Genomic DNA, 23,048 nt, shown 5'->3' on the forward strand with positions numbered 1-23,048 from the left:
CGCAACGTTACCGGCTTCTCTGTTGGCCAGCCGCCCACTTCAGGGCGTCTGCGACTGCAGTAGCGAAGACTCGCCCAAGTTCGACGGGAACGGCGTTTCCCAGTTGCCTCATCTGTTCGCCACGAGGGCCAGCGAGCCGCCAACTATCGGGAAAAGTCATGACCCTGGCCGTCTCTCGAACAGTCATGTACCGGTGAGAGCCGTCATCCAACAGCATCACCGACTCGCCACCAGGTACGCCATGAACGCCGGCCTTGACGGTCTTCGCTGGGCGGTCGAGGTAGTTCGGAGTGTGGCCAGCGTAGATGCGAGCGCCGGGCCACCCGATGTGGTGGACCCACATGCCAGACGGGTGTTCCGCCTTGTCCACGACATCCTTCGGAAGTGGCGGCTCGTGTGGTCTATCGGGGTTCCCGTAGAGGGCGTCTCGGAGCGTTCGCCACGGCAGCGTTTCATCGGCGATCGGCAAAGCGCTAGGCAGCGATTGCGCCACCGCGTCCCGAACGGAGCCACGTACCTCCGAGTGCCGTTCCCAATAGGATCCGTCTAGTTGACTCCTAATTAGCGCCTCACGTGAATGGCTCTTACGGGGCGCGAAGCGTTGGAGCCAATCCTCAGCTGTGATGCCAAGGCTGGCCTTAAAGGCCACGATGATCACGCGGTTTCGCACCTGAGGCACCCCGTAATCGGCGGCGTTTACCTCTATGGGTACGACGACATAGCGCTCTTCGGAATCCTGAGGTATCTCTAGGTCGCGCTGGATCAACTGGGCATTATGCGTTTCCCAGCTCGCGTCTTTAGCGCGCTTCTCGAAGGGTAAAGAGAGTTCCCTAAGAATGTATTCAAAGTAGGGGCGAAATGATGTCCTAAGGAGCCCTCGGACGTTTTCGCAAATGATCGCGTTCGGTCGAGTCTGCTCCACTACCCTAAAAAGTTGGGGAAACATGTTGCGGGTGTCTTCGTCGCCCTTGTGAACGCCACCGAGGCTGAACGGTTGGCAGGGAGGGCCACCCGCTACAACGTCAACCTTACCCGCGAGATACCCAAACTGGAATTCCCGAATATCACCTTGAATCAGTGGCCACTCGTCATTCAGGGCCAGGGGGATATGATCTTCGCTCTTTCGCTTAACGGCGCCGTTCTTCAGGAGGGTCTCGCATGCCCGCGGCGCAAACTCATTCATCACTAGGTGACGAAAGCCCGCTCTGTGCATCGCTAGCGCGAGGCCCCCGCCACCCGAGAAGAGTTCAATGCTGGTGCCGACCTCGGTCAGCGGTTCGTTCTGGTCCTCCACCCTCAAACCATACCGCGGAGAAGTCGATCGTGGTAGTGCGACACGCCATACCTGTCCGTGCGCGGGTGCCAACACAGCCGGCGACGGGCGGTGTGGACCGCAAGCCTGCCGCGCCGCTCGATCGCGCCTCGGAAATGACGTCGGGAGGGACTGGAAGCCTGGCAACCACACCGGATCCGAGTAGCGAGGAGGCCGGTGCGGAGATGGCCCTGGATGCTTGTGGCGCTCGTGGCGACCGTCTGGGTCGGCCTCGTTGCTGATCTAGCTCCGTGGGCGGTGCGGAAGCAGTTGGAGGGCAGACCGGGGTGAGACGGCTCCGAAGGCCGTTGCGCGATGTGGTCTTTGAGGCTCAGCGCCGGCGAGGAGATCGGGCTGTCGCGGGTACTGGCCGGACCGCGTCGTGACGAGCTGCTGCGGCAGTGGCGCGACTACCGGGCCGAGATGAACATTCCCGGCGTCCGCCTCAGAAGCTAGAGACGGTGGGGCCGAGTTTTATTGGGCCGCAAGGAGCCACGGAGTGGCGTGGGTGACCCGTGCGGAGGGGCGCGTCCGGTGGGCTTCGGAAGCTATACAGGTTAGGAGATCAGGGATGGTTGCGAGGCGTGGCGAATGATCACCACATGATGGCGTGCCCGCGTGATCGCAACTCGCAGAAGCCGTCGCCGGGACTGTATCTCGGCCTCCTTTCTCGTGAGATCGATGAGCTGGTCATTGCCAAATCTTGTCTCCGCGATGATCACGCCATCGAACTCCTTACCTTTTGACTTGTACATGTTCATGAACGTCGTGGACGCGGTTCGTTCGGCTTGGGTCGCCTCAATCATTCGATTGGCCAGCACTCGACGCACAACCGCAGCAGCGTCCGTATACGCGGTGCCGTTCCAAGCGTCAGTTAATTCCCAAGCAATTGCATCGGTTGCTTCCAGTAGCCGGATGAGCCGCGCCTTGCCGAAAATCTCCTTCAGCTCGGTAGAGCCGCTCAAGCGGGCGCGAGCGAGTTGCCAATCCTGCACTGGACTACCGGTGAACCGGATCCCCTCGGAACAGGCTGCAACGATTATCTTGGCAGTGTTTGATCGAACCTTCGTCCCAGAAGCGATGTTCTGCAGCGCACGTTCAAGCGTTGAAACAGTACCCTTCGCGCCTGCGAACCTAGTGGACTTGACACGGTAGAAGTTGCCGATGTGTTTCAACGTCGTCGTGAGCGCCTCGCTTGTATTGAGGCCAGGCCACTCCAGGATGGAGGCAACTACATAGGCAGACGCAGTCGCGAGGTCCTGGTCGAGGTTGAGCTCGTGGTCCACGGCGGGATAGATCTTTCCGCCGAGCTCGGTGTCCGTCGCCGCCGTCTCCGATAGCCGACCCACGAGGGCGTTCGTCGGGGCGAGTACCGCTACGGTCGGCTCTCTGCCCAGTTCCTTGTGCAGGTGCTGGCGCAGTACGACCAAATATGCGTGTACGACGGTCTCTACCGTCCTTGGGTAGCTGTAGGTGCCATAGGTCAAGTTGTCGGGTACCGGGACGATTGGGTCGTTCCGTAGCACGGCGTTCGCGTATGCGAGCAGGCCCTGCCCAGGGCTGCGGTGGTTGTCCTTCGATAGGTCGAACGCTTTCGGCTGCAGGGTCTCGATAGCGTCCTGGATTCGTCGCTCGTTGACACCGGGCAGGTGATCGTAGATCCGCTGGTCGGGGTCGGCGAGGCAGATAACCGTTGATGCCGAGCTCAGTGCGCGGATTGCTCGCCACTGGTCGTCATTGGTGTCTTGGAACTCGTCCACGATCACGACGGGGTACGCGTTGCTGTAGAGGGCCGCGAGAGCGAGGTAGCGCTCGAAGAGGTCGCCTGTGGTGCAGGCGAGCAGGTCGAACACATACTTTCCTTCGTCGGCGGCCAGGCGGCGGGTCTCGGCGGCCCAGTCCCCCTCGAACGCCGCTTGGAGCTGCTGCTCTTGGTCAGGAGTGATGAAAGATGATGGCTTGCCGGTTTGGAAACGGCCGTGGCTCCGTACGACGTCCATGAAGAAAGCGTGAAAGGTGCGCACCTCTAAGCGCCGCCGTGTCTGCAGATTAAGCAACCCCGTCATTCGGTCGCTGATCTGTCGCACTGCGGCTCGTGAGAAACTAAGGAACAGTACGGACTGTTCCGGCTCTAGGGCGGAAACGGCCTCGCGTGCTTTAAGTAGAGCAATGGAGGTCTTGCCGCATCCAGGACCGCCGACGATGAGTAGATGACCCGATGCCGCAAGGATGTCGAGTCGGGGTTGATCAAGATTCATCGGCGGCTACGCCTACGATATCGTTAGCTACCTCGCTCGGTGTCTTCTCGGAAAGCTCCTCGTTCATCTTAAATAGGAAGTCGACGATCGTCGCCGGAAGATCCGCCTGAGTACGACACTCTTCGACCAGCAGTGGCGCGTAACCGTCGAAAGACCCCTTGCGCTTCCTCAGCACGTTACGCGTGTGATCTTTGACGTCCTGTTCGCCTGCGGTGGCATCGAGGAGGCCGCAGTCCTGCGGGTAGTCGCTTCTGGTGCTGACGGCAGTACAAAATCGGCGCTGTACCTCAACCGGGATTTGATCGGTTAGCAACTCCTCGATCCCGGCGTAGTCGATTACCTTGTAGATGGTGAACTCGATTGCCTTTAATTCCTGCTCGGGTGTCAAGGGTCTGACCGGTGTGTCATGAATACCGAACACAGGCTTGCCCATCGCAGCGAAAACCGGCGCGTACAGCGGCACCGACGTATCTCCGCCGGCATCGAATAAAGAGATGCCCATCAGATCGAGGTGCTGATAACCCGAGGTCGGATCCCGCTCTAGTATGTCGGCAGCGACGCGCATGGCGGCGAGCTCGGTGGCTCCTTCCACGACACAGACAGCGCGTGCCAGGACCGCTTCCGCGAACTGACGCTGGTTGGTCCGATATTTTTTCAGCTTGTAGTCAGGTGGGAGAGCCACCGGCCAGCTAGTTAGCGCTCCGGCATCGTCTCGGGCTACGGTGACCACATGGTCGGGGTCGAACATCTCGATGACGTAGGGCGAATGCGACGTAACAATGACTTGGTCCATCTGATCGAGCGTGAACCGGACCAACCTGCGCTGCGCATGCGGCGGCAGCGCGATTTCCGGCTCCTCCATCGCGAAGATAACGGACTGGTCCTCAGTCAGTTTGGCGATATATGTGAGCAATGCGAAGACCAGCAGATTCAACGACCCGGTACTCAGTCGGTTGAACGGGACCGGGTAGGTGCCCGGCTGTGTCGACACGAACAGCCGGAGGACTTCGCGTAGATGTTCGCGGGTGAGATCCGATACGTGCACGTCCACGGCTGCCGGATGGTCCGTAAGATTGATGAACTGGCTAACGAGTTTGCGGACCTCGGTACGGATCTTCGCGAAGCCCGAGCCGTCCCCAGTGACCACCACTTGGTGCACGTCGCGTATCGCCCGCTCCCATAGCGACGCGTCGGTGCCCTGGGCCTCTAGCCGGACGATCGTATCGATCAACGATCCCCGTTGGAAGCTGAGTGCTCGGTTGCCGGTCCGATTGGCGCGCAGGTAGATAAACCCGCAAAGCCGCTTGTCCTCGCGTTTAAAGGGCTTGAGGCCTTCCCCGAGGTCGCCCCCGAAGTCGGCGAAGCTGTCGGCAATGGCCTCCGGGTACGCGAAGAAGGTACCTGCGGCAAAGTCGTCTTCGTCGGGATCGAAGCGGCCGATGAATACCACCGGTAGGCACCATGCTCCGTCCGACACCGCATCTGAGGTCGGCGCCGTAGCGGCGGTGGGATCCGGGGCCTCGCTGAGCGTCGGTGCAGGTGGTACCACCTCGTTCAGCAAGTCCTGCGTGCTCGCCGACCAGACGCGCAGGTGGCTGCGGAAGCGGCGAGTGGCTTCTTCGGAGAGGTCGGTCAGGATTACCTCGATTCTGACTTCCGGGGTAGTTCCGTCCTCCAGCAGATACTGGCCGGCGAAGAAGTCATGCTCGTCGATCACGGGGCGTCGGCTCATCCGCTCCGGCCCCAACACGAGGTCGAGGGCGTCACAGATCGTGGACTTGCCGACACTGTTACCGCCCACGAGCAAGGTGTGGCCATCCAGGAGCACCGTTCCGCTCTTCGCGCCGCGGAAGTTCTGGAAAGTGATGCGACTTACCTTCACCTGCACTCCTTGAGGCATGCCATGCGGTCCGGCCAGTATGGGGCCAGCCCAAGCCGAGCGCGATGCCCGGATCCGGGCCGTACTGGTTGCGTGTCCGAATAGGACCGCTGTCGCAACGAGCCGGCTAGACAAGGTGAGGTGCACCGATCTGCCTGATCGGCACTCGGGCTTTCGCAAGCCACCTGGCGAACGTCTGTCGCACATCCGACGGACCCAGCTTGCCCATCATCTGCTGCTGAATTGGCCTGTACTAGATCAAGGCACCGCGCTGCGCGCGGTGCGGGCGCGGTGGTCCCGTCCGGCGGCAAACCGCCCCGGCTGTCTGCGACGCCGGGGCGGGAAGCCGCCGACAGCCGACGGGCTGCCGCGCCCGCATCAATCGGGAGCCAGTACGACGATCGGGACCAGGCCGTGACGATCGCCAGGGTGGCCGGCCGCCGTCGAGCTTCCGGCGATCGGCTGCCGCACCGGCTACGCCGGCTTGCCCTCGACCTTTCCGAGTCACCCACACCGCACCGGAGCTGACCGCCCCAGCGCCGCCTACGCTGTCGCGGTGGACGCGGGCAGGGTGTGGCGGCTGTACCACCGGGGCGAGCTGGTCGGCGAGATCGACGAGCAGAGCCTTGACTTCCCGTGGACGTACGGCAGGTTCCGTCCGCTACCGGGGTTCGAGCCGCTGCGCCCGCTCTTCGTCGCCCGGAGCGCTGCCCTCGACGCGGACGACGACGAGGCCATGATCCGGATCGACGACGAGATCCGGGCCGCCCTCACGATGACGCACCCGGACGGCCGCCAGGTGGCCGAGTTCCTGCTGAGCATCGAGGGCGACGAGGCTGGTTTCCGGTGGCATGACGAGCCGTTCGAGGACGGGTAGCCCGTGCCATTAGCGTGCCATTAGGCCAGGACAACCGGGGTCAACCCAGGCCACCAGGGACCGCCGTGACCAGGCCGCCGGCCCTACGACCTGCCGCCCATCGGCAATTCCCAAGCTGACAGTGCGGGTTCGATTCCCGTCACCCGCTCCACGCGAAAGGCCCTGGTCAGGACGCAGATCCCGACCGGGGCCTTCGACGTTCCCCGAGCCCGTGATCATGCCACGGGCCATCCACGGGCCACTACCGGCGCCGGACCACTCTGCGGCCATGCCGTCGTCCGGGTCATCGGGCTGCGTCCGGCCCGCCTTCCTGTCACGGCGAAGCGATCACGAGTGGGCCCCGACGTCCCAGCGCCCACACGGTGAGCGCGAAGCAGCAGAGCACCGCTCCCGCGATCGTGACCGCTGTCCAGCCGCCCGCAGACCAGAGCGTGGTCGCGGCGGCGGAGCCGATAGCAGCGCCGATGAAGTTGCCGGTGGCCAGCGCCGTGTTGAGCCGGCTGCGGGCCTCGTGGGACAGGGCGAACAGCCGCGCCCGGTTGAGGAGAGCCTGCGTCTGTAGGGCGACATCGAGCATGATGATCGCGATGATGATGAGTACGACGGAGCGGCCGGCGAACGCCGCGACGACGAATGCGCCGAGGGCCAGTACCCAGGCCGTGCCGGTGGCCGCAAGCGACCAGCCGCGGTCGTGCAGACGACCGCCGTGCAGGCCGGAAAGGACACCAGCGAGGCCGGCCAACCCGAACAATCCGATCACCGCTACCGGGTACCGGAACGGTGGGCCGCTGAGCAGGAACGTCAGCGCCGTCCAGAACAGCGAGAACGTGGCGAACCCTGTGGCGGCCAGGACCAGCGTCCATCGGGCTGCCCGCTCCCGCATGACCACCGCGCCTACCGAGGCGATGAGCTGCGGGTACGGCATGCGCGTCCGCGGTGCCAGCGGTGGAATCGCGCGGTAGAGCACGACCGCGAGCAGGACGGCGACGATCGCGGCGAGGGCGAAGATCGTACGCCACCCGGCGGTGCCGGCGACCAACCCGCTGATCGTGCGGGAGGCCAGGATCCCGGTGAGGGTCCCGGACCCGACGACGCCGACGATCCGACCGCGGTGGGTGTCGCCGGCCAGGTCCCCGGCGAGCGGTGTGAGGACCTGCCCGGAAATCGTCGTCATGCCGAGCACGCCCAGTGCGAGGAGGAGTAGACCGATCGACGGCGCCAGCGCGCACAGCAGCAGTGCGGCGGCCGAGGTCAACAGCATCACCGGGACGAACCGGCGGCGGTCCAGGACGTCACCGAGCGGTACGAGCAGCAGCACGCCGACGGCGTACCCGATCTGCGTCGCGGTGACGAGCCAGCCGGCTGTCGCGGTCGCGGCGCGCAGGTCGCCTGCAATGAAGCCGAGTAGCGGCTGCGCCCAGTACAGGTTGCCGATGGCCACGCCCGCCGCCAACGCGAACAGGAACGTCAACCGACGGCTCATCTTCGACGGCGGTGCCCTGCGGGGTGCTGCCACCCTGCCACGCTAAAGCGCGGTATCAGGGCGCGGGGCCCAGCAAGGGCCTGAGCGTGGCAGGGCCGCGCATCCGCCGGAATGTCCACATTCTTTCCCGGCACCCTTCAGGCGTGCTCAGACATTTCGACACGGCGGGCAACGACAGTCCCCACCGGTGGGGCCGCAATAGGGAACCGGACGCTGCCATGGCGATCGCGCGGGTATGGCTCGTTGCGTTCGCCGGCCAGCGGGCGGCATCGTCGCCTTGGCAGATCGGATGTGCACATTTGCCTGCGATCAGCCGGTTTGCTACACAGCGCCGTCAGGTGATGTGCGGCAGGGTCCGGCGATCGAGGGGCGGCAGGTCAGCCGCCCGACCAATGCCCTGTCATGCCGAGTAGCGGATGTGCTTCAATCCGTCCGGTTCCGCGGCCATTTGGGACCGCCGATTCTCAGCCGCTCGTTGCCCACGTCAGCATCGCTTGCCAGTGGGCCGGCGAGGGCGTGTGGGCTGCGTCCTCGCTGATCCGAACCATGGCGTTGGGTATCCGTGCGGCGATCAGCGGTGCGTCGGGGACGGCTCGGCCGGGGTCGTGTCGGCCAGCCCAGATGAGGACGCGGCAGGGGACGTCGCGCAGGCGGAACCCCCATGGGCGGATGTCGGTGGCGAGCCAGTCGCTGGCCAGCCCGGCCGCGCCTTGGCGGGCACCTTCGCGGTTGGACTCCTCGTAGGGCTGCATCCAGGGGTCCTGGCCCGCGGCAAGCAGTTGCCGATGCTGTTTGAGCGGATCCTCGGCATACCATGCGGCGGCGCGGGTCACGTAGCGGGGCCCGAACCCCGGAACGGTCCGCAAGGCCCACGCCTGAAACCGCTGCCAGCCACCCACCGTGCGCAGCTCTCGGTAGGGGCCGGTGAAGCCTGCGGCGACCACCCCGGTCAGTCGATGCGGGAACCTGGCCCCACAGGCCACGGCGTACGGCGCGCCGCCAGAGAACCCGATCAGCCCGAAGCGCTCGATCCGCAGAGAGCTCATCAGTGCACCGACGTCGTCAGCGACCCCGAGGAGCGTCGGCTGTCGGACAGGTGTGGACCGACCGTACCCGGGCCGGTCCACGGTGATCAGGCGGACACCCGCCAACGCCGTGTCGTCCGGGCGGCTGATCCGCGAGCCCGGCGTGCCGTGCAGGAACACCACCGGCGGCCCGTCCGGATCGCCGTACTCCGCCCAGCCCAGGACCCGGCCGTCCGGCAGCGTGAAATCCATATCGCCCCTCCGCTAGACGCCCGACGCGACACCCAGCACAGCGCGTGGAAACAGTCGCCGTATTGTGCAGCGGGGCAAATGTCGAAGCGTAATCACATGCCGCGATCAGCGCACTGAGGTATCGCAAATCGGTCTGCGGACGTCTATCGCACATCGGTCGGCGGAGGGCAATAGCGCGTGCTACCGCGCCCGCACCGGCTAGAGACCGGCGACCGGGACCAGGCTGTGACGACCGCCAGGGTGGTTGGCCGCCGTCGAGCTTCTGGTGATCCGCTGCCGCACCGGCTACGCCGGCTGCCCTCGGTCCCCCGAGTCACCCACACCGGCCTTCGGCGTTCCAAGGCCAATGATCTCGCCGCGTGCCATCAGCCCCGCGCATTCTCAGCCGGCCGGCGACCTCCGGTCGACATCGGACGGTCCACGACGGCTCGGCGAGGAGACCCGCTAGCTCCTACCGCCGGGGTCCTCGATACTCACAGCGTGATCGACAAAGACTCTCACGCCCCATGGTTGCCTCGCGTTCCTCACCCGGCTGACAGCCCGGCGCTGCCCATCTACATGGTCATCTTCTTCTTCCTGGGTCTCGCCGGATTTGCCGTACACGGACTATCTGACGGAAGGGAAGCACTCGTCATTGCGAGCATCGTCTCGGGGGTGTTCTTCACGTGCTTCCTGATCCTGTTCGCGATCTACTGGACCGGTTACCTGCTGAAGGGACACGCCAACTGGCAAGCCGAGCGCCAGGCTGATTCCGACGGGCCATCCACGGGCCAGTAACCAGAGGGTTGGCCGGTCAGGTGGGCACGAAACGCAACCAAGCGGCCACCGGACACAGGCGTTTCGCGCTCCACGGCCGGTGGTGCGGCTCCTTCACGCGGACGGCGCGGTCACCGCTCACCGCCGGGCGAAGAGGGGAAACCCGCCGGGTGCGACTGAACCGGAGCAGCGCGCCGCCGAGAAACAAGAGTCCCAGCCCAGGCCGGCCGCCGCGGTATCAGAGCCGCTTGAACGTCTGCGGCGACCGAGCCGGCACTGGCTACTTCCGGCGTGTGGGCCAAGCTGCCCAAGCCGCAGCGACGGCACAGAGCATCAGGCAGACGAGGAGGCAACTCAGCGCGCCGCAGAGCACCGCGCCGAGGGCTCCCAGACTCTCCACGGACATGATCGTTCCATGCTGAGGCCTTGACCAGGAGGGGAGCCCTCGACCAACGTTCTCGTTGCCCTCGGGCACGGGCCCGCTGTCGTACCGTGTGCCGGTGAACAGCCAGGATCGCAGTACCTACCTGGCCGCCGCCGCGGCCAACCTGACCTTCAACTCGCCGCTCGGCGAGGAGCGGGTGGCGGACCTGGTCCGGCGACTGACCCCCACCGGGCCGGGCTGGCGGGCCCTGGACCTGGGCTGCGGCAACGGCGAGCTGCTCCTGCGGCTGTGCGAGGCCCACGGCATCGCCGGCGACGGGGTGGAACGCCACGCCATCGACTGTGAACGGGCCCGGCTGCGCGCGACGGAACGGGGAGCCGCCGAGCGGGTCACCTTCCACGGCGCGGACGCGGCCACCTGGGACCGGCCCGCCCACCTCGTCGTCAACGTCGGGGCCGGCCAGATCTGGGGCGACGCCGCGCGAGCCCTCGCCGCGCTGCACCGGCTCACGCTGCCCGGCGGCAGGCTGCTGTTCGCTGACGGCTTCTACCAGGCCAGCCCCGGTGTGCAGGTCCGCGAGATCTTCGGCGACATGCCCGACCTGGCTGGCCTGGCCCAGCTCGCCGTGGACGCCGGGTTCCGACCGCTGCACGTCGCCGTGTCCACCCTCGCCGAGTGGGACGACTTCGAGTCCGACTGGCGTGCGGGCATCGAGCGCCTCGGCACGCCGGAGGCGCGTGCGTTCGCCGACGAGCGGCGCGTCGAGTACCTCACCGGCTACCGCGACGTCGTCGGCTTCGGCTGGCTGATCCTGACACCGGCCTGACCGCCTGACCGCCGGCCCGCCGGACCGCTGCGCAGCGTGGATGTTCCCCGGGCGTGGGGCGGCGTCCGGGCTGAAGTCGTACCGGCCAGCCCGACGACGGGGCCCGGGCAGGTAGAGCCGCTGATGGACGGTTCCGGCGAAGCCCAGGTCCGGAGCGGCCGCTGGCTCAGGGTCTCCGTTCGTCGCCGGGCGCCGGGCGCGTGGCGAGGCGGTGCAGCCAGGCAAGGTCGGCGCGGTCCACGTCGCGCGGTTCGTAGCCGCTGTGGAACAGCAGCTGCTGGGTGACCGAGATGCAGTCGACCCGGCGACCGGCGATGGTGCCGGTGGTGAAGCAGCCCTTCGGCCAGCGGAAGGTGCCGCCGTCGAGGCTGGCCTGGTGGCCGTCGCCGGCCTCGTCGAACGCCAGCGGATGCAGGTCGACCCGCCCCCGCCCGTCGGCGACGACCTCGACGCGGACCGGCCGCCAGTCGGTCTCGACGACGTAGCCGAGCCGGCCGAGGGCGTTCAACGCCGCGGCCTCCTGCTCCGCGGCGACGGCCAGGTCCAGGTCGCGGTGCGCACGGGTCTGGTGTCCGACGAGCGCGTCGACGCCCCAGCCGCCGCCGATCCAGGCCCGGCACCCGGCGGCGGTGAGAGCGGCCAGGACGGCGTGGACCTCGTCGGCGTCCATGTCGGCGGTCACGACCACCGTTCTAGCCCCTGCGGGCAGGACTCAGCCACCGAAATCCACCGCCCGGGCCGGACGGCGGCGAGATCGCCGCGTTCACACCGAGCATCGACGGCGTCCAGGCGCGGTGCCGCGGCACGACGAGCGGTCCGAGGCCCCGTAGGCCCGGGGCGTCGCGGGCGGGCCAGGATTGGTCGTACGGGCCGCCTACGCTTTCGCCGTGATTTCGGACCTCTCCCGGTTGCTGAGTTCGCTACCGCCCGCGACGCTGCCGCCCGGCCGCACCGTCGAGCCGGAGGACGGTGGACCGCCGCCGTACTGGCTGAGCGACGCCCCGGTCGATCCGGGACTGTGGGCGCGGATGCGGTCGCGGCATCCGGAGTCCGGGCTGTGGCCGCTGCTGCTGAGCGGGCTGTCGAGTGACGAGAGCCGCCCGTGGGCCGACGGCGAGGTGTCTCCGGCCGACATGTCGTCGCCGGAGCAGCACGACGTGGCGAAGGTGCTGGCCCGGTGGTGGGCCGACTGTGCGACGACCGGCGAGGACGGCACGTCGGACGTCACGGCCCCGTTCGGCCAGGACTGGCCCGGCCTCGCCCCGCCCGGCGACCTGGCGGAGGCGCCCGACGTGCTCGCCGACGAGTGCGCGGAGTTCCTCGTGGACGGGCGGACGCGTCTCGGGCTCGTGCCGGCCGCCCGCAGCGCGGACACGCTCGCCGTGGTGGGCTGGTACGGCCCGGCGAACCACACCGGCGACGCCGGGGAGATCTCGGCGGTGCTGCGGAGTTGGGAGGACCGGTTCGGCGTACGGGTGGTCGGCGTCGGGTTCGCGACGCTGAACCTCAGCGTCGCCGCGCCACCGACGTCGACCGGGCACGCCTTGGCGGTCGCGGCCGAGCATTTCGCCTTCTGCCCGGACAACGTCTGGCAGGGCGCCGGGTCCCTGACCGCCTACGCCGAGCAACTCCTCGGCCTGCACTCCTGGTCGTTCTGGTGGGACTGACGACGGATCGGAGCTGGTAGGACTGGCGCCGGAGAGCGTTTCGTCGGACACGGCCGCCGTCCGACGCCACCACGTCCGACGTCGCCCCGCCGCCCGATGTCCCGGCGGTCAGCCGACGGCGGCCGTCGGCTGCGGGCTGCGCCGGGGTACGGCGGCCAGCGCCAGCCCCAGCAGCGCGCTCGCCGCGCCCACCACGAACAGCAGCGAGCCCGCCGGCTGACCCAGCCACTCCCACAGCGGGTGCCACGTCGGGTGCGGCTCGGCGCGGTGATGCTGGAGCAGGCTCGGGACGGTCAGCAGTGCGGGCGTCCACCAGAGGAACAGGGTGATCGCGAACAGGACGCTGACCGCTCCCCGGGCGGGATTTCCCGCCTCGGTGCGCCGGCTGGCCCAGCCGAAGACCAGCCAGCCGAGGGCCGCTCCCAGCAGGCCACCGGCGACGCCGGCCGGCAGCACGGCCGGCGGGGCCGTCCGGCTCAGCGCCAGCGACAGGTTGCTGCCGTCGGGCGAGGGCGGGGCGGCCACCTGGAGCTGGAGGACCGTGTCGCCGCGCCGGGCGAGCAGGGTGGTGTCGGTGATCGTGACGACCTGGGCGCACGTCTTGTCGACACAGCCCGGGTTGCTGCGGACCTCCGGCGCGTACACCTGCCAGCCGGTTTCGCGCAGGCGCCGCTGCGCCAGGGCGAGCGTCTCGTCGGCGGGCATCGGGGGTGTGCCGGCCGTGCCGGCCACGACGGCGCTCTGCTGGTATTCGCCGCCGTCCCCGAGCAGCAGGTTGTCCAGCGCCCGGACGGTGAGCGGCTGGCTGTAGAAGGTGAAGAAGGCCGGCGCCAGGTCGACGTCGCCGAGGTCGTGACCGGGCAGCACGGCGGCGAAGACGGCGGCGGTCTCGGCCCGGTCGGGCTGCGGCGGAGAGGTCTCCCAGGCGGCCCGGGTGGCGAGGGCGGCGGTGAACAGGCCGCAGATGACGGCGGTGAGGGTGGCCCAGACGCCGACCGTGCGGCTGGCCGGTCGTCCCAGCCGGCAACGCAGGCCGTGCCGGATCAGGTTGGCGGCCTCGCGCGGCGTCGGCCGGGTGCGGTCCGGCGGCGCCGCGTCCAGCAGTACCCCGACCATCTCGTCGGCCCGGGCCTGCCGGTAGGCGCGGGGGTGGCAGAACAGCAGCCGCCGGTAGCGGCGGGCGAGCGGGTCGCCGGTCGTCGGCATGACTGTCCTTCCGATCGGTACGCACCGGCGGGCCGGTGCGGGTGCGGCAGACGCGGGTGCGGGTGCGGGTGCGGGGCGGTCAGGCGGTGCCGGGGCGGAGCGCCCGCAGCCGGCTCTCGGCGGCGGTGGCGAGCTGGCGCAGCCGGGCGGTCTCGACGTCCAGGGCGCGGATCCCGTCGGGGGTGAGGCGGTAGTAGCGGCGGAGCCGGCCGTCGACGGTCTCCTCGCGGTCGGGCGCGACGAGCCCCTGGGCGTGCAGCCGGTCGAGCGCGGCGTAGAGGGTGCCGGGCAGCAGGGTGACGCGCTGCGCGGACAGGGCGGTGACCTCGCGGATGATGCCGTAGCCGTGCCGGGGGCCACCGGCGAGCGCGGTGAGGATCAGGAAGGTCGGCTCTCGCATCGCGGTCACGGGCGACACCATATTCAGATCATCGATATATGGTCAAGGCCGGCCCCGACCGCGACGGCCTGGCCCGCCCTTCGCCACGAGGCCTAGGCTGGCGATCATGCGGATTGGCATCGTGATCCTTCCCGACCAGCGTTGGTCCGACTCGCGTCGCCGCTGGTCGCAGGCGGATGAGTGGGGCTTCGACCACGCCTGGACGTACGACCACCTGGGCTGGCGGGACCTGGTCGACGGCCCGTGGTTCGACTCCGTGACCACGCTGACCGCCGCCGCGACGGTGACCTCCCGGATCCGGCTCGGCACGCTGGTCGCCTCGCCGAACTTCCGTCACCCGGCCGCGTTCGCCCGGCAGGTCACCGCGCTCGACGACGTCTCCGGCGGGCGGCTGCTGCTCGGCCTCGGCGCGGGCGGCATCGGCTTCGACTCGGCCGTCCTGGGCGGGGAGACGCTGCCGCCGCGCCAACGGGTGGACCGGCTCGCCGAGTTCGCCGAGCTGCTCGACCTCATCCTGCGCGAGGACGGCACGACCTGGCGCGGGGAGTGGTTCACCGCCGTGGACGCGCGGAACAACCCGGGCTGCGTACAGACGCCCCGGGTGCCGTTCGTGATGGCCGCCAACGGGCCCCGGTCGATGCGGCTGGTGGCGCGGTTCGGCCAGGGCTGGGTCACCACCGGGCCCGACGAGGACGACCTGGAGCGCTGGTGGGACGGGGTGGCCGAGGCCGCCGCCCGGATGGACGCGACGCTCGCCGCCGCCGGCCGCGACCCGGGCACCCTGGACCGCTACCTCTCGCTCGACTCCGCGCCGGTCTTCTCGCTGCGCAGCGCCGAGTTCTTCGCCGACCAGGTCGGCCGGGCCGCCGCCCTCGGCTTCACCGACGTGGTCACCCACTGGCCCCGGGCCAGCAGCTGGTACGCCGGTGACGAGGCCGTCCTGGCGGACGTCGCCACCCGCCTGCTGCCCGAGCTGCGACGCGCCTGACCGGGCGCCCTCGCCGGAGACGTCAGCCCGGCCGGCGGACGCGTCGAGCCGGCGACCTCAGGTGCCGAGGTCTCCGGTGGTGATGCCGCCGTCGCCGCCGGAGACCAACCGGAACCGGATGCAGACCACCTCGCTGTCGTCGGTGACGGGGGTGCCCACGCGCGCCCAGTAGGCGGCGTGACCGGCGCGCCACTCCTCGATGGAACGATCCCCCTCCCCTTCGGAGCGGGCGAAGTCCCACGGCACGTCCGCGAAGCGGACCACCTCGACGCCGGTGACCTCCACGACGCCGACCAGCGCGTCCTCGTCGTCGACGAGGGCCAGCCGCTCGCCGGCGTGCTCCAGCTCCTCGCCCTCCTCGGCGTACTCGGTGGTCAGCCCGGCGGTCGCCGTCTTCACCCCGGCGAGCACCAGGGCGTTGAGCCGCGTACGCAGCTCACCGGGAGTGCCGAGGGCGAGGGTGCGCAGTCCACCGATCCGAGGCCACATCCTGCCGACCGTACCGTCGCCGTCGATCAACCGTCGTGGCATTTCCGCCCCCACCGTCGGTGCGGCGGGCGCTACGGTGGGTGGGGCGACGATCGGGAGGCGGCATGGCGGACAGGCGCGCGGTGCTCATCCCCGGCCGGGGCTACGACACCCGGTTCCCCCTCTTCGTCTACGCCGGCGAGGCGCTGCGCCGCGTCGGCTACGCCCTGCACGCCCTCTCGTGGGAGGTGCCGGAGCAGTTCGCCCCCGACCGCGACGGGCCGGGGCCGGCCATCGAATGGGTGGTCGGGCAGGTCGCCCCGACCCTCGCCGAGCCGACGCACCTGCTGGTCGGCAAGTCGCTCGGCTCGATGGCCACGCCGCTCGCGGCCGACCGCGGGCTGCCGGCCGTCTGGCTCACCCCGCTGCTGCACGTGCCCGCCGTGGTCGACGGCCTGCGCCGCGCCACCGCGCCGTTCCTGCTGGTGGGCGGCACGGCGGACCCGTCCTGGGACGGCCCGCTCGCCCGCCGGCTCACCCCGCACGTGGTGGAGATCGAGCAGGCCGACCACGCGCTGATGGTGCCGGGCCCGCTGGCCCGCTCGGCGGAGGCGCTCGGCCGGGTCTGCACGTCGGTCGAGGACTTCGTTCAGATCAGGTGACCGGCATAGCCGGCGACGGCGAGCACCCGCTCGTCGCCGCTCGCCGCGTGCGCGTCCAGCACCGCGTCGGCCAGCTTCACCACGTGCGCGTCGCCGTGCCGGGCGGCCCGGGCGAAGACCTCCGCCGGGGCGCCGGCAGCCAACGTCGATGGCACGGCCGGGCGCTCCGGGGCGTACACCGAGGTCACGGCCGCCGTCGCGGACCAGGCCGCGGCGACGCTCGCCGCCCACAGCGCCGGATCGAGAGCCGGCAGCGTACGCAGCACCGCCGTCGGGGCGGTCACCGCGTGCACCAGCATCACGGGCTCGGCGTGCCCGAAGCGTAGGTAGTCGAGGCTGGCGCCGTGCACCAGCGCGACCAGGTCCCGCTCGGCCCCGGCCGGTGTCCCCGCCGGCCGCAGCGCCGCCACCGCGGCCGGCCACCGCGGTACGGCCGGCAGCCGGCCCAGTCGTTCCCGGATCCCCCCGGTCCGGTCGGCGATGCGGGGCAGCCCGGCCAGCGCGGCGGCGACGTGCGGCGCGACATCGTCGGCGACCGGGGTGCCCGGGGTCGGCAGGTCTCGTCCGGCCGGGTCGCCCGCGGTCGACGGGTGCCATGCGTCCGGCCGGGCGTGGCCGTCGCCGGGGACAGCGCCTTCCCCGGCCAACGCGGCGTGACCCGGGTCGACCGTTCCCGCACCGCTGGGTCGGGCGGCGCCGGGGACCGGCTGCCACCGGGCGGCCCAGTAGGCGAGGGCCTGGCCCAGCTCGGCGAGCCGCTCCGGGCTCTCCGCCCCCTCGCGCGGGGCGCTGCCGGGCGGCCGGGCGGGTGCCCCCAGGGCGCGGACGGCGTGACCGACCCGGATGACGCCGTGGGTGGCACCGGCGGCGATGCCCGGCAGCAGCCGGGGCCACCAGGTGCCGAGCACCTCCCGCCAGGGCCGTTCCCGCAGCTCCCGGTCGAAGTGCGCCAGCCAGTCCCCGGCCCGCTTCGGGTCGCCGAGCGCCTCGCGCCAGTCCTCGATCGGCCGCAGGCCGCGCGGCAGCTCGTCCAACCGCCCCAGGTACGCGTCCAGCCAGCGGTGCACCACCCCGTCGTGCCCGTGCCGGACCAGCGCCTCCACGGCCATCGGCCCGTGGTTCGAGAGCCAGCCCTTGTACTCGGGGCCGGTGCGGTGCAGCCGTCGGTACGCCTCGTCCAGGATCTCCTCACCCATGCGGCGATCCTCCGACCTCAACCGAGGTTCAGGTCAAGCCGTGAGATCCGCCCCGTCCACGAGCCCCCGTACGCGCAGCTCGGTGGCGATCGCCGGGGGGCAGTCCAGCACGACCGTGGCGGTGCCGACCGGTTCCGCGCCCCGCGCGGCGCAGATCTCGTAGAGCGCCCGCACCTGTGCCCCGGTGGCCACCCAGTCGTCCACCACCAGCACCCGGTCACCCCCTTGCAGGCCGTGGTCCCGCACGGCCAGGTCGACCCGTCGGCCCCGGAAGTCCGGCGGGCTCTGCGCCCAGGTGAGCGCCCCGGCGGGCAGCCGGCCGTCGCCCGGCTTGTGGGCCGGCACGAAGCCGACGCCGAGCGCCGTCGCGGCGAGCGGACCGAGCAGGTATCCGGTGACCGCCGGCGAGACGACCACCGTCGGCCGGGCGGCCCGGAACGGCTCCACGAGGGCCGGTCCCAGCCGGGCGAGGACCTCCGGGTCCCGCCACCAGCCGGAGACGTCGCTGACCAGGTGCGTGGCGCCGGGGCCGGGATCGATCCACCTGACCAGCGCGGCGAGGCGTCCGCTCAGCTCGGAGGGCATGGACCCATCCTGCGCCACGCGGTCTGGCTGGCCGTCGAGTGGGTGAGCCCGACGGGGACCGGGCCGGCGGTCCGCCCCGTACCCGGGCCGCCCGGCCCACGTCGGATCGGATGATCGGCTACACGTATCACTGCAATTGCGGTCATACCACCATGATCACGTTGACTTCGGATGTGCTTCTCTCGTTACGGTCCGATCCGGTTTGTTCAGATGACGAAAGGACCGGGCCGGTGGCTGGCAGGCACTCCCGTACCCGCATGTTCTCCTCGCCGGCCGGCATCGCGGCCACCGCAGCGGTCGGGGTCGCCCTCGCCGTGGGCGGCACCGTCGGCGCCGTCCAGCTGACCTCGGACGCGGAGCCCGCCCGGCCGACCGCGGTCGACCTCGCGCCCACCGGCCTGCCGACCAGCGCGGCCCCCAGCTCCCCGGCCACCCCGCCGGCCGCCTCGCCGAGCGCCAGCGCGTCGCCGAGCGCGACCGCCGCCCCCAAGGCCAGCCGGTCCGCCCAGGCCCCCTCCCGGAGCAAGCCACGCACCGCGGCGCCGAAACCCACCGCGACGAAGAAGAGCAGCACCGCCCGCCCGGTCGTCGACAGCGGCTCGTGCGGCGCGTCGTTCTACTCCGAGGGGCAGCTCACCGCCAACGGCGAGAACTTCGATCCGTCCGCGCTGACCGCCGCCCACAAGACCCTGCCGTTCAACACGAAGGTCCGGGTCACCAACCCGGCGAACGGCAAGTCCGTGACGGTACGCGTCAACGACCGTGGCCCGTTCATCGAGGGGCGTTGCCTCGACCTGTCCCGGGCCGCGTTCGCCCAGATCGCCTCGCTCGACGCCGGCCACGTGGAGGTCCGCTACGAGGTGCTCGGCTGAGCGCCGGCCGGGTGGCGATCGGTCCGGCGACACGATCCGGGTGGGCAGAACATCCTCGGACGACGGGCCAGGTTCATTCACCCGCTCACGTCCATCAGGCATGCTGTCCCTCGTACGCACGCGACCCTTCCAGTCGGGCCCCGGCCCACTGAGCCCCGGATCCCGCGCCGGCCTCGGCGCGGCCTTCGTCCTGCTCGCGATCGTCTCGGCCGTGGAACTGGCCGACGGCCGTCCGGCGAACTACATCGCGCTCATGGTGGCCGCGCCGTTCCTGACCGCCGCGCTGGCGTCGTGGCGGATCGTGCTCGGCGTGGGCCTGGCCGCCACGGCCCTGGGCACCGGCTTCGCGCTCTGGGAGGCGACCGCGGCGCTGCCCACCACGGTCGCCGTCGCGGGCATCGCGCTGGGCACCGCCATCGCGGTGGCCACGGCGGCCGTACGGCAGCGGCAGGCCGAACGCATCGCCGAGCTGTCCCGGCTGGCCTCGGTCGCCCAGCAGGCAGTGCTGCGCCCGCTCGGGCCGCAGGTCGGCACGCTCTCGGTGGCCGCCAGGTACATCTCGTCCACCGCCACCGCCGAGATCGGCGGTGACCTGTACGAGGCGGTCGACACGCCGTACGGGGTGCGGATGATCATCGGCGACGTGCGGGGCAAGGGCCTAGACGCGGTGCGGCTCGCCAGCATCGTGCTGGGTTCGTACCGGCACGTGGCGTACGAGCGGGCGGACCTGCGGGCCGTCGTGACCGACCTGGACCGGGCGGTGGCCCGGAGCGTGGGTGACGAGGACTTCGTCACCGCCGCGCTGGTCGAGGAGCGGGGCGGGACGCTCACCATCGTCAACTGCGGCCACCCGCCGCCGCTGCTGCTGCGCCGGGGCGCCGTCATCCCGCTCGAACCGCCGGCCCCCGCCCCGCCGCTGGGCTTCATGCCGGTGGTACGCCCCCGGGTCGAGCGGCTGGAGCCCGGCGACCGGCTGCTGCTCTTCACCGACGGGCTCGGCGAGGCCCGCCGGGACGGGGAGTTCTTTCCGACCGCCGACCGGGCCTGGCGGCTGCTCGGCCACGGCACCGTCGGCGACGGGCTCGCCTCGCTGGAGACCGCCCTGGTCGAGTGGGTGCACGGCCGGCTCGACGACGACATCGCCCTGGTCCTGATGGAGTACACGGGCTCGCGCGGCGCCGCCACGGTGGCCGTCCCCAGCTGGGAAGTCGGCGCGGCCGAGAGCTGAGCCGGGGCCGCTCGGCGCCCGCCTTCGCAACCCGAACGACAAGTGTGTAATCGCCGTCACTTCGGTGATCGGCTTGTCGCTGCCTACCCATCGGTAATACAGTCTGGAGTTACTGATCGGTAACACCTGTCCGGAAGCGGGGCCAGCGAGCATGACCCACTACAAGAGCAACCTTCGGGACCTCGAGTTCAACCTCTTCGAGGTCTTCGGGGCGGACCAGGCGTTCAGCCAGGAGCCGTACACGGACCTGGACGTCGACACCGCACGCGACATCCTCGCCGAGGTCGACCGCCTCGCCCGTGAGGATCTGGCCGCCAGCTACACGGACAGCGACCGCAACCCGCCGGTCTTCGACCCGGCCACGCACACCGCGCCGCTGCCGGAGTCGTTCAAGAAGTCGTACCGGGCGTTCATGAACTCCGAGTTCTGGCGGCTGGAGCTCCCGACGGAGCTGGACGGCAGCAACGCGCCCCGGGCGCTCGTGTGGTCTCTCGCCGAGCTGATCCTCGGCGCCAACGCGGCCGTGTGGATGTACTCCTCCGGACCGTCCTTCGCGCACGTGCTGCACGTCGAGGGCACCGAGCAGCAGAAGCGGTGGGCGAAGCTCTTCGCCGACAAGCAGTGGGGCTCCACGATGGTGCTCACCGAGCCGGACGCCGGCTCGGACGTGGGCGCCGGCCGGGCCCGCGCCATCCAGCAGCCCGACGGCTCCTGGCACATCGAGGGCGTGAAGCGCTTCATCACGTCCGCCGAGCACGACCTGAGCGACAACATCATCCACTACGTGCTGGCCCGCCCGGTCGGCGTCGAGGGCGTCGGTGGCCCGGGCACCAAGGGCCTCTCCCTCTTCGTGGTGCCGAAGTACCACTTCGACGAGAACACCGGTGAGCTGGGCGAGCGCAACGGCGTCTTCGCCACCAACGTCGAGCACAAGATGGGCCTGAAGGTCTCCAACACCTGCGAGGTGACCTTCGGCGAGCACGGCGTACCGGCCAAGGGCTGGCTGCTGGGCGAGAAGCACGAGGGCATCCGGCAGATGTTCATGATCATCGAGAACGCCCGGATGATGGTCGGCACCAAGGCCATCGCCACCCTCTCGACCGGCTACCTGAACGCCCTGGAGTACGCCAAGAGCCGGGTGCAGGGCGCCGACCTGACCCAGATGGCGGACAAGACCGCGCCGCGCGTCACGATCACCCACCACCCGGACGTCCGCCGCTCGCTGCTGCTGCAGAAGGCGTACGCCGAGGGCCTGCGCGCCCTGGTCTGCTACACCGCCACCTGGCAGGACAAGGTCGCCATCGCCGAGGCGGCGGGCGACGAGAAGGCGACCAAGCTCGCCAAGCGGGTCAACGACCTGCTCCTCCCGCTGGTCAAGGGCGTCGGCTCGGAGCGGGCGTACGAGCTGCTCGGGCACGAGTCGCTGCAGACCTTCGGTGGCTCCGGCTTCCTCCAGGACTACCCCCTGGAGCAGTACGTCCGGGATGCGAAGATCGACACCCTCTACGAGGGCACGACGGCGATCCAGAGCCTCGATCTCATCTTCCGGAAGATCGTCCGGGACAACGGCAAGGCCCTGATGGCGGTCGCCGGCGAGATCCAGGAGTTCATCGCCACCGAGGCCGGCAACGGTCAGCTCAAGGAGGAGCGGCTGGCGCTGGGCAAGGCGCTCGCCGAGATCCAGAACATGCTGGGCGTCATGACCGGCTGGCTGGGCGAAGCGCAGGGCGGCGACACCCGGGCGCTCTACAAGGTCGGCCTGAGCAGCCGCCGCTTCCTGCTGGCGATCGGCGACCTGGTCGTCGGTTGGCTGCTCCAGAAGCAGGCCGACGTGGCCCTGAAGGCCCTGGCCGGCGAGGTCTCCGCCGCCAACAAGGCGTTCTACACCGGCAAGGTGGCCGCCGCCCGGTTCTTCGCCCGCGAGGTGCTGCCCCGCATCGGCGCCGACCGGCGGATCGTCGAGAGCACCGACCTGGACGTCATGGACCTCCCGGAGGAAGCCTTCTGAGGTACGCCGTAGCGCGCCACGGCGCGGCGGCGGGGTCGGGAACGACCCGGAGATGATCGGCACGACGGCCGGCGGGCAACAGCTCGCCGGCCGTCGTCGTCCACCCGCCGGCCGGCCCCGAAACCGCCCCGGGCGTCGCCGAAGGTGTCGTCGGAGGCACGCGAGTCACCCCCGAAAGAGCGTGCTCCCGCCGCCTCCGCCCCTCGCGCCAGCGCGCTCCGCGCTGCCAGCGCCCCCTCGCGCGAGCGTGCTCCCGCTGCCTCCGCCCCTCCGCCCCTCCGCCCCTCCGCCCCTCCGCGCGAGCCTGGTCTCGCTGCCTCCGACCGTCGCGAGCCTGGTTCGCTGCCTTTCGTCGGCGGCCCGCACCCTGCACCACGAGGGCACGTCAGGTCGCCGCCCGGCGCTGTCCACCCCACCCCACCCCACCCCCCCCGCCGCGCCGCGCACGTTGATCATGAAGTTATGGCCTACGGAAAGCGCATTCCAAGGCAATAACCTCATGATCAACACCGAAAAGGGTGCGGAAGTGCGGGCAGGGGCGCGGCCGGGCCTGGGCGGGGCTGAGGCGGGGCTGGGCCCAGGTCGGGTGCGGAGTGGGTCTGGGATCAAGCCGACCACGCAGCGTCATCAATCGGCCGCCTCTCCGACTTGCCCCTCGCCGCCCTTTGCTCTGCATCCACGGAGGCGCCAGCAACTCTGGGTGCCTGTTGCGTCC

21 protein-coding genes are annotated in these 23,048 nt (G+C 70.0%); 10 read left to right on the forward strand and 11 right to left on the reverse strand.

The features are described 5' to 3' along the window. Window positions 1–7: 7 nt before the first annotated feature. Complete coding sequence (locus OG989_RS07590; RefSeq protein ID WP_327030093.1) at window positions 8–1,294, reverse strand: DNA cytosine methyltransferase; 1,287 nt, start codon at window positions 1,292–1,294, stop codon at window positions 8–10. A gap of 342 nt (window positions 1,295–1,636) precedes the next feature. Between OG989_RS07590 and OG989_RS07595 the strand changes: the two genes are divergently transcribed. After that, window positions 1,637–1,768: a hypothetical protein gene (locus OG989_RS07595; RefSeq protein WP_327030094.1), complete on the forward strand. Its 132-nt coding sequence runs from the start codon at window positions 1,637–1,639 to the stop codon at window positions 1,766–1,768. Window positions 1,769–1,869: 101 nt separating this feature from the next. Here OG989_RS07595 and OG989_RS07600 read toward each other — a convergent pair whose 3' ends face one another. Both OG989_RS07600 and OG989_RS07605 read right to left on the reverse strand, forming a co-directional pair. After that, window positions 1,870–3,570 carry an ATP-dependent helicase gene (locus OG989_RS07600; protein ID WP_327030095.1) on the reverse strand — a complete coding sequence of 567 codons (1,701 nt, stop codon included), beginning with the start codon at window positions 3,568–3,570 and terminating at the stop codon, window positions 1,870–1,872. Then, the gene (locus tag OG989_RS07605; protein WP_327030096.1) at window positions 3,560–5,452 is read right to left on the reverse strand and encodes an ATP-dependent nuclease; all 1,893 of its coding nucleotides are present in this window, start codon (window positions 5,450–5,452) and stop codon (window positions 3,560–3,562) included. Before OG989_RS07605 ends, OG989_RS07600 begins: the two co-directional genes overlap by 11 nt. A gap of 553 nt (window positions 5,453–6,005) precedes the next feature. On the opposite strand from OG989_RS07605, the gene OG989_RS07610 reads away from it, so the two are divergent. Next, window positions 6,006–6,326, forward strand: a complete 321-nt coding sequence (locus OG989_RS07610) for a hypothetical protein (protein ID WP_327030097.1) — start codon at window positions 6,006–6,008, stop codon at window positions 6,324–6,326. A 313-nt stretch (window positions 6,327–6,639) separates the two neighbouring features. Here the strand turns inward: OG989_RS07610 and OG989_RS07615 are convergent, their stop codons facing one another. Both OG989_RS07615 and OG989_RS07620 read right to left on the reverse strand, forming a co-directional pair. Continuing rightward, on the reverse strand, window positions 6,640–7,842 hold the full coding sequence (locus OG989_RS07615; RefSeq protein ID WP_327030098.1) for an MFS transporter: 1,203 nt from the start codon (window positions 7,840–7,842) through the stop codon (window positions 6,640–6,642). Between the two features lie 431 nt (window positions 7,843–8,273). Next, entirely contained in the window at window positions 8,274–9,086 is an 813-nt protein-coding gene (locus OG989_RS07620) for an alpha/beta fold hydrolase (protein WP_151454353.1), read from the reverse strand. Window positions 9,087–9,566: 480 nt separating this feature from the next. On the opposite strand from OG989_RS07620, the gene OG989_RS07625 reads away from it, so the two are divergent. Together OG989_RS07625 and OG989_RS07630 are read left to right on the forward strand one after the other, a co-directional pair. Beyond that, complete coding sequence (locus tag OG989_RS07625) at window positions 9,567–9,863, forward strand: hypothetical protein (protein WP_151454354.1); 297 nt, start codon at window positions 9,567–9,569, stop codon at window positions 9,861–9,863. Window positions 9,864–10,342: 479 nt separating this feature from the next. After that, a complete protein-coding gene (locus OG989_RS07630; protein WP_327030099.1) occupies window positions 10,343–11,053 on the forward strand; it encodes an SAM-dependent methyltransferase in 711 nt (236 codons plus the stop codon). 166 nt (window positions 11,054–11,219) lie between these two features. Here OG989_RS07630 and OG989_RS07635 read toward each other — a convergent pair whose 3' ends face one another. Then, the gene (locus OG989_RS07635) at window positions 11,220–11,735 is read right to left on the reverse strand and encodes a nucleotidyltransferase domain-containing protein (protein WP_327030100.1); all 516 of its coding nucleotides are present in this window, start codon (window positions 11,733–11,735) and stop codon (window positions 11,220–11,222) included. A gap of 205 nt (window positions 11,736–11,940) precedes the next feature. Here OG989_RS07635 and OG989_RS07640 point away from each other — a divergent pair, with 205 nt between their 5' ends. Then, window positions 11,941–12,720 carry a DUF4253 domain-containing protein gene (locus OG989_RS07640; RefSeq protein ID WP_327030101.1) on the forward strand — a complete coding sequence of 260 codons (780 nt, stop codon included), beginning with the start codon at window positions 11,941–11,943 and terminating at the stop codon, window positions 12,718–12,720. Between the two features lie 108 nt (window positions 12,721–12,828). On the opposite strand, the gene OG989_RS07645 is transcribed toward OG989_RS07640, so the two are convergent. Together OG989_RS07645 and OG989_RS07650 are read right to left on the reverse strand one after the other, a co-directional pair. Continuing rightward, the gene (locus OG989_RS07645) at window positions 12,829–13,926 is read right to left on the reverse strand and encodes a hypothetical protein (protein ID WP_327030102.1); all 1,098 of its coding nucleotides are present in this window, start codon (window positions 13,924–13,926) and stop codon (window positions 12,829–12,831) included. Window positions 13,927–14,005: 79 nt separating this feature from the next. Beyond that, complete coding sequence (locus OG989_RS07650; RefSeq protein ID WP_132235558.1) at window positions 14,006–14,326, reverse strand: PadR family transcriptional regulator; 321 nt, start codon at window positions 14,324–14,326, stop codon at window positions 14,006–14,008. A gap of 106 nt (window positions 14,327–14,432) precedes the next feature. Here OG989_RS07650 and OG989_RS07655 point away from each other — a divergent pair, with 106 nt between their 5' ends. Further along, on the forward strand, window positions 14,433–15,314 hold the full coding sequence (locus OG989_RS07655) for an LLM class flavin-dependent oxidoreductase (protein ID WP_151454358.1): 882 nt from the start codon (window positions 14,433–14,435) through the stop codon (window positions 15,312–15,314). Between the two features lie 57 nt (window positions 15,315–15,371). On the opposite strand, the gene OG989_RS07660 is transcribed toward OG989_RS07655, so the two are convergent. Further along, window positions 15,372–15,803: an ASCH domain-containing protein gene (locus OG989_RS07660; RefSeq protein ID WP_327030103.1), complete on the reverse strand. Its 432-nt coding sequence runs from the start codon at window positions 15,801–15,803 to the stop codon at window positions 15,372–15,374. Between the two features lie 104 nt (window positions 15,804–15,907). On the opposite strand from OG989_RS07660, the gene OG989_RS07665 reads away from it, so the two are divergent. Continuing rightward, entirely contained in the window at window positions 15,908–16,444 is a 537-nt protein-coding gene (locus OG989_RS07665; protein WP_151454360.1) for an alpha/beta hydrolase, read from the forward strand. Here the strand turns inward: OG989_RS07665 and OG989_RS07670 are convergent. After that, window positions 16,432–17,640, reverse strand: coding sequence for a hypothetical protein (locus OG989_RS07670; RefSeq protein ID WP_327030104.1), 1,209 nt, complete (start codon window positions 17,638–17,640; stop codon window positions 16,432–16,434). The two genes, OG989_RS07665 and OG989_RS07670, sit on opposite strands and share 13 nt — an antisense overlap. A gap of 33 nt (window positions 17,641–17,673) precedes the next feature. Next, complete coding sequence (locus OG989_RS07675) at window positions 17,674–18,225, reverse strand: phosphoribosyltransferase (protein ID WP_327030105.1); 552 nt, start codon at window positions 18,223–18,225, stop codon at window positions 17,674–17,676. A 230-nt stretch (window positions 18,226–18,455) separates the two neighbouring features. Here OG989_RS07675 and OG989_RS07680 point away from each other — a divergent pair, with 230 nt between their 5' ends. The 3 genes from OG989_RS07680 to OG989_RS07690 all read left to right on the forward strand — a co-directional run bounded on the left by OG989_RS07680 (window position 18,456) and on the right by OG989_RS07690 (window position 22,333). Further along, window positions 18,456–19,097, forward strand: coding sequence for a septal ring lytic transglycosylase RlpA family protein (locus OG989_RS07680; RefSeq protein WP_192581377.1), 642 nt, complete (start codon window positions 18,456–18,458; stop codon window positions 19,095–19,097). 100 nt (window positions 19,098–19,197) lie between these two features. Then, window positions 19,198–20,325 carry a PP2C family protein-serine/threonine phosphatase gene (locus OG989_RS07685; protein WP_151454363.1) on the forward strand — a complete coding sequence of 376 codons (1,128 nt, stop codon included), beginning with the start codon at window positions 19,198–19,200 and terminating at the stop codon, window positions 20,323–20,325. 151 nt (window positions 20,326–20,476) lie between these two features. Beyond that, window positions 20,477–22,333: an acyl-CoA dehydrogenase gene (locus OG989_RS07690; protein WP_327030106.1), complete on the forward strand. Its 1,857-nt coding sequence runs from the start codon at window positions 20,477–20,479 to the stop codon at window positions 22,331–22,333. Window positions 22,334–23,048: the final 715 nt, after the last annotated feature.

The sequence above is a fragment of the Micromonospora sp. NBC_01740 genome, assembly GCF_035920365.1.
GTDB classification, from domain to species: Bacteria; Actinomycetota; Actinomycetes; order Mycobacteriales; family Micromonosporaceae; genus Micromonospora; species Micromonospora reichwaldensis.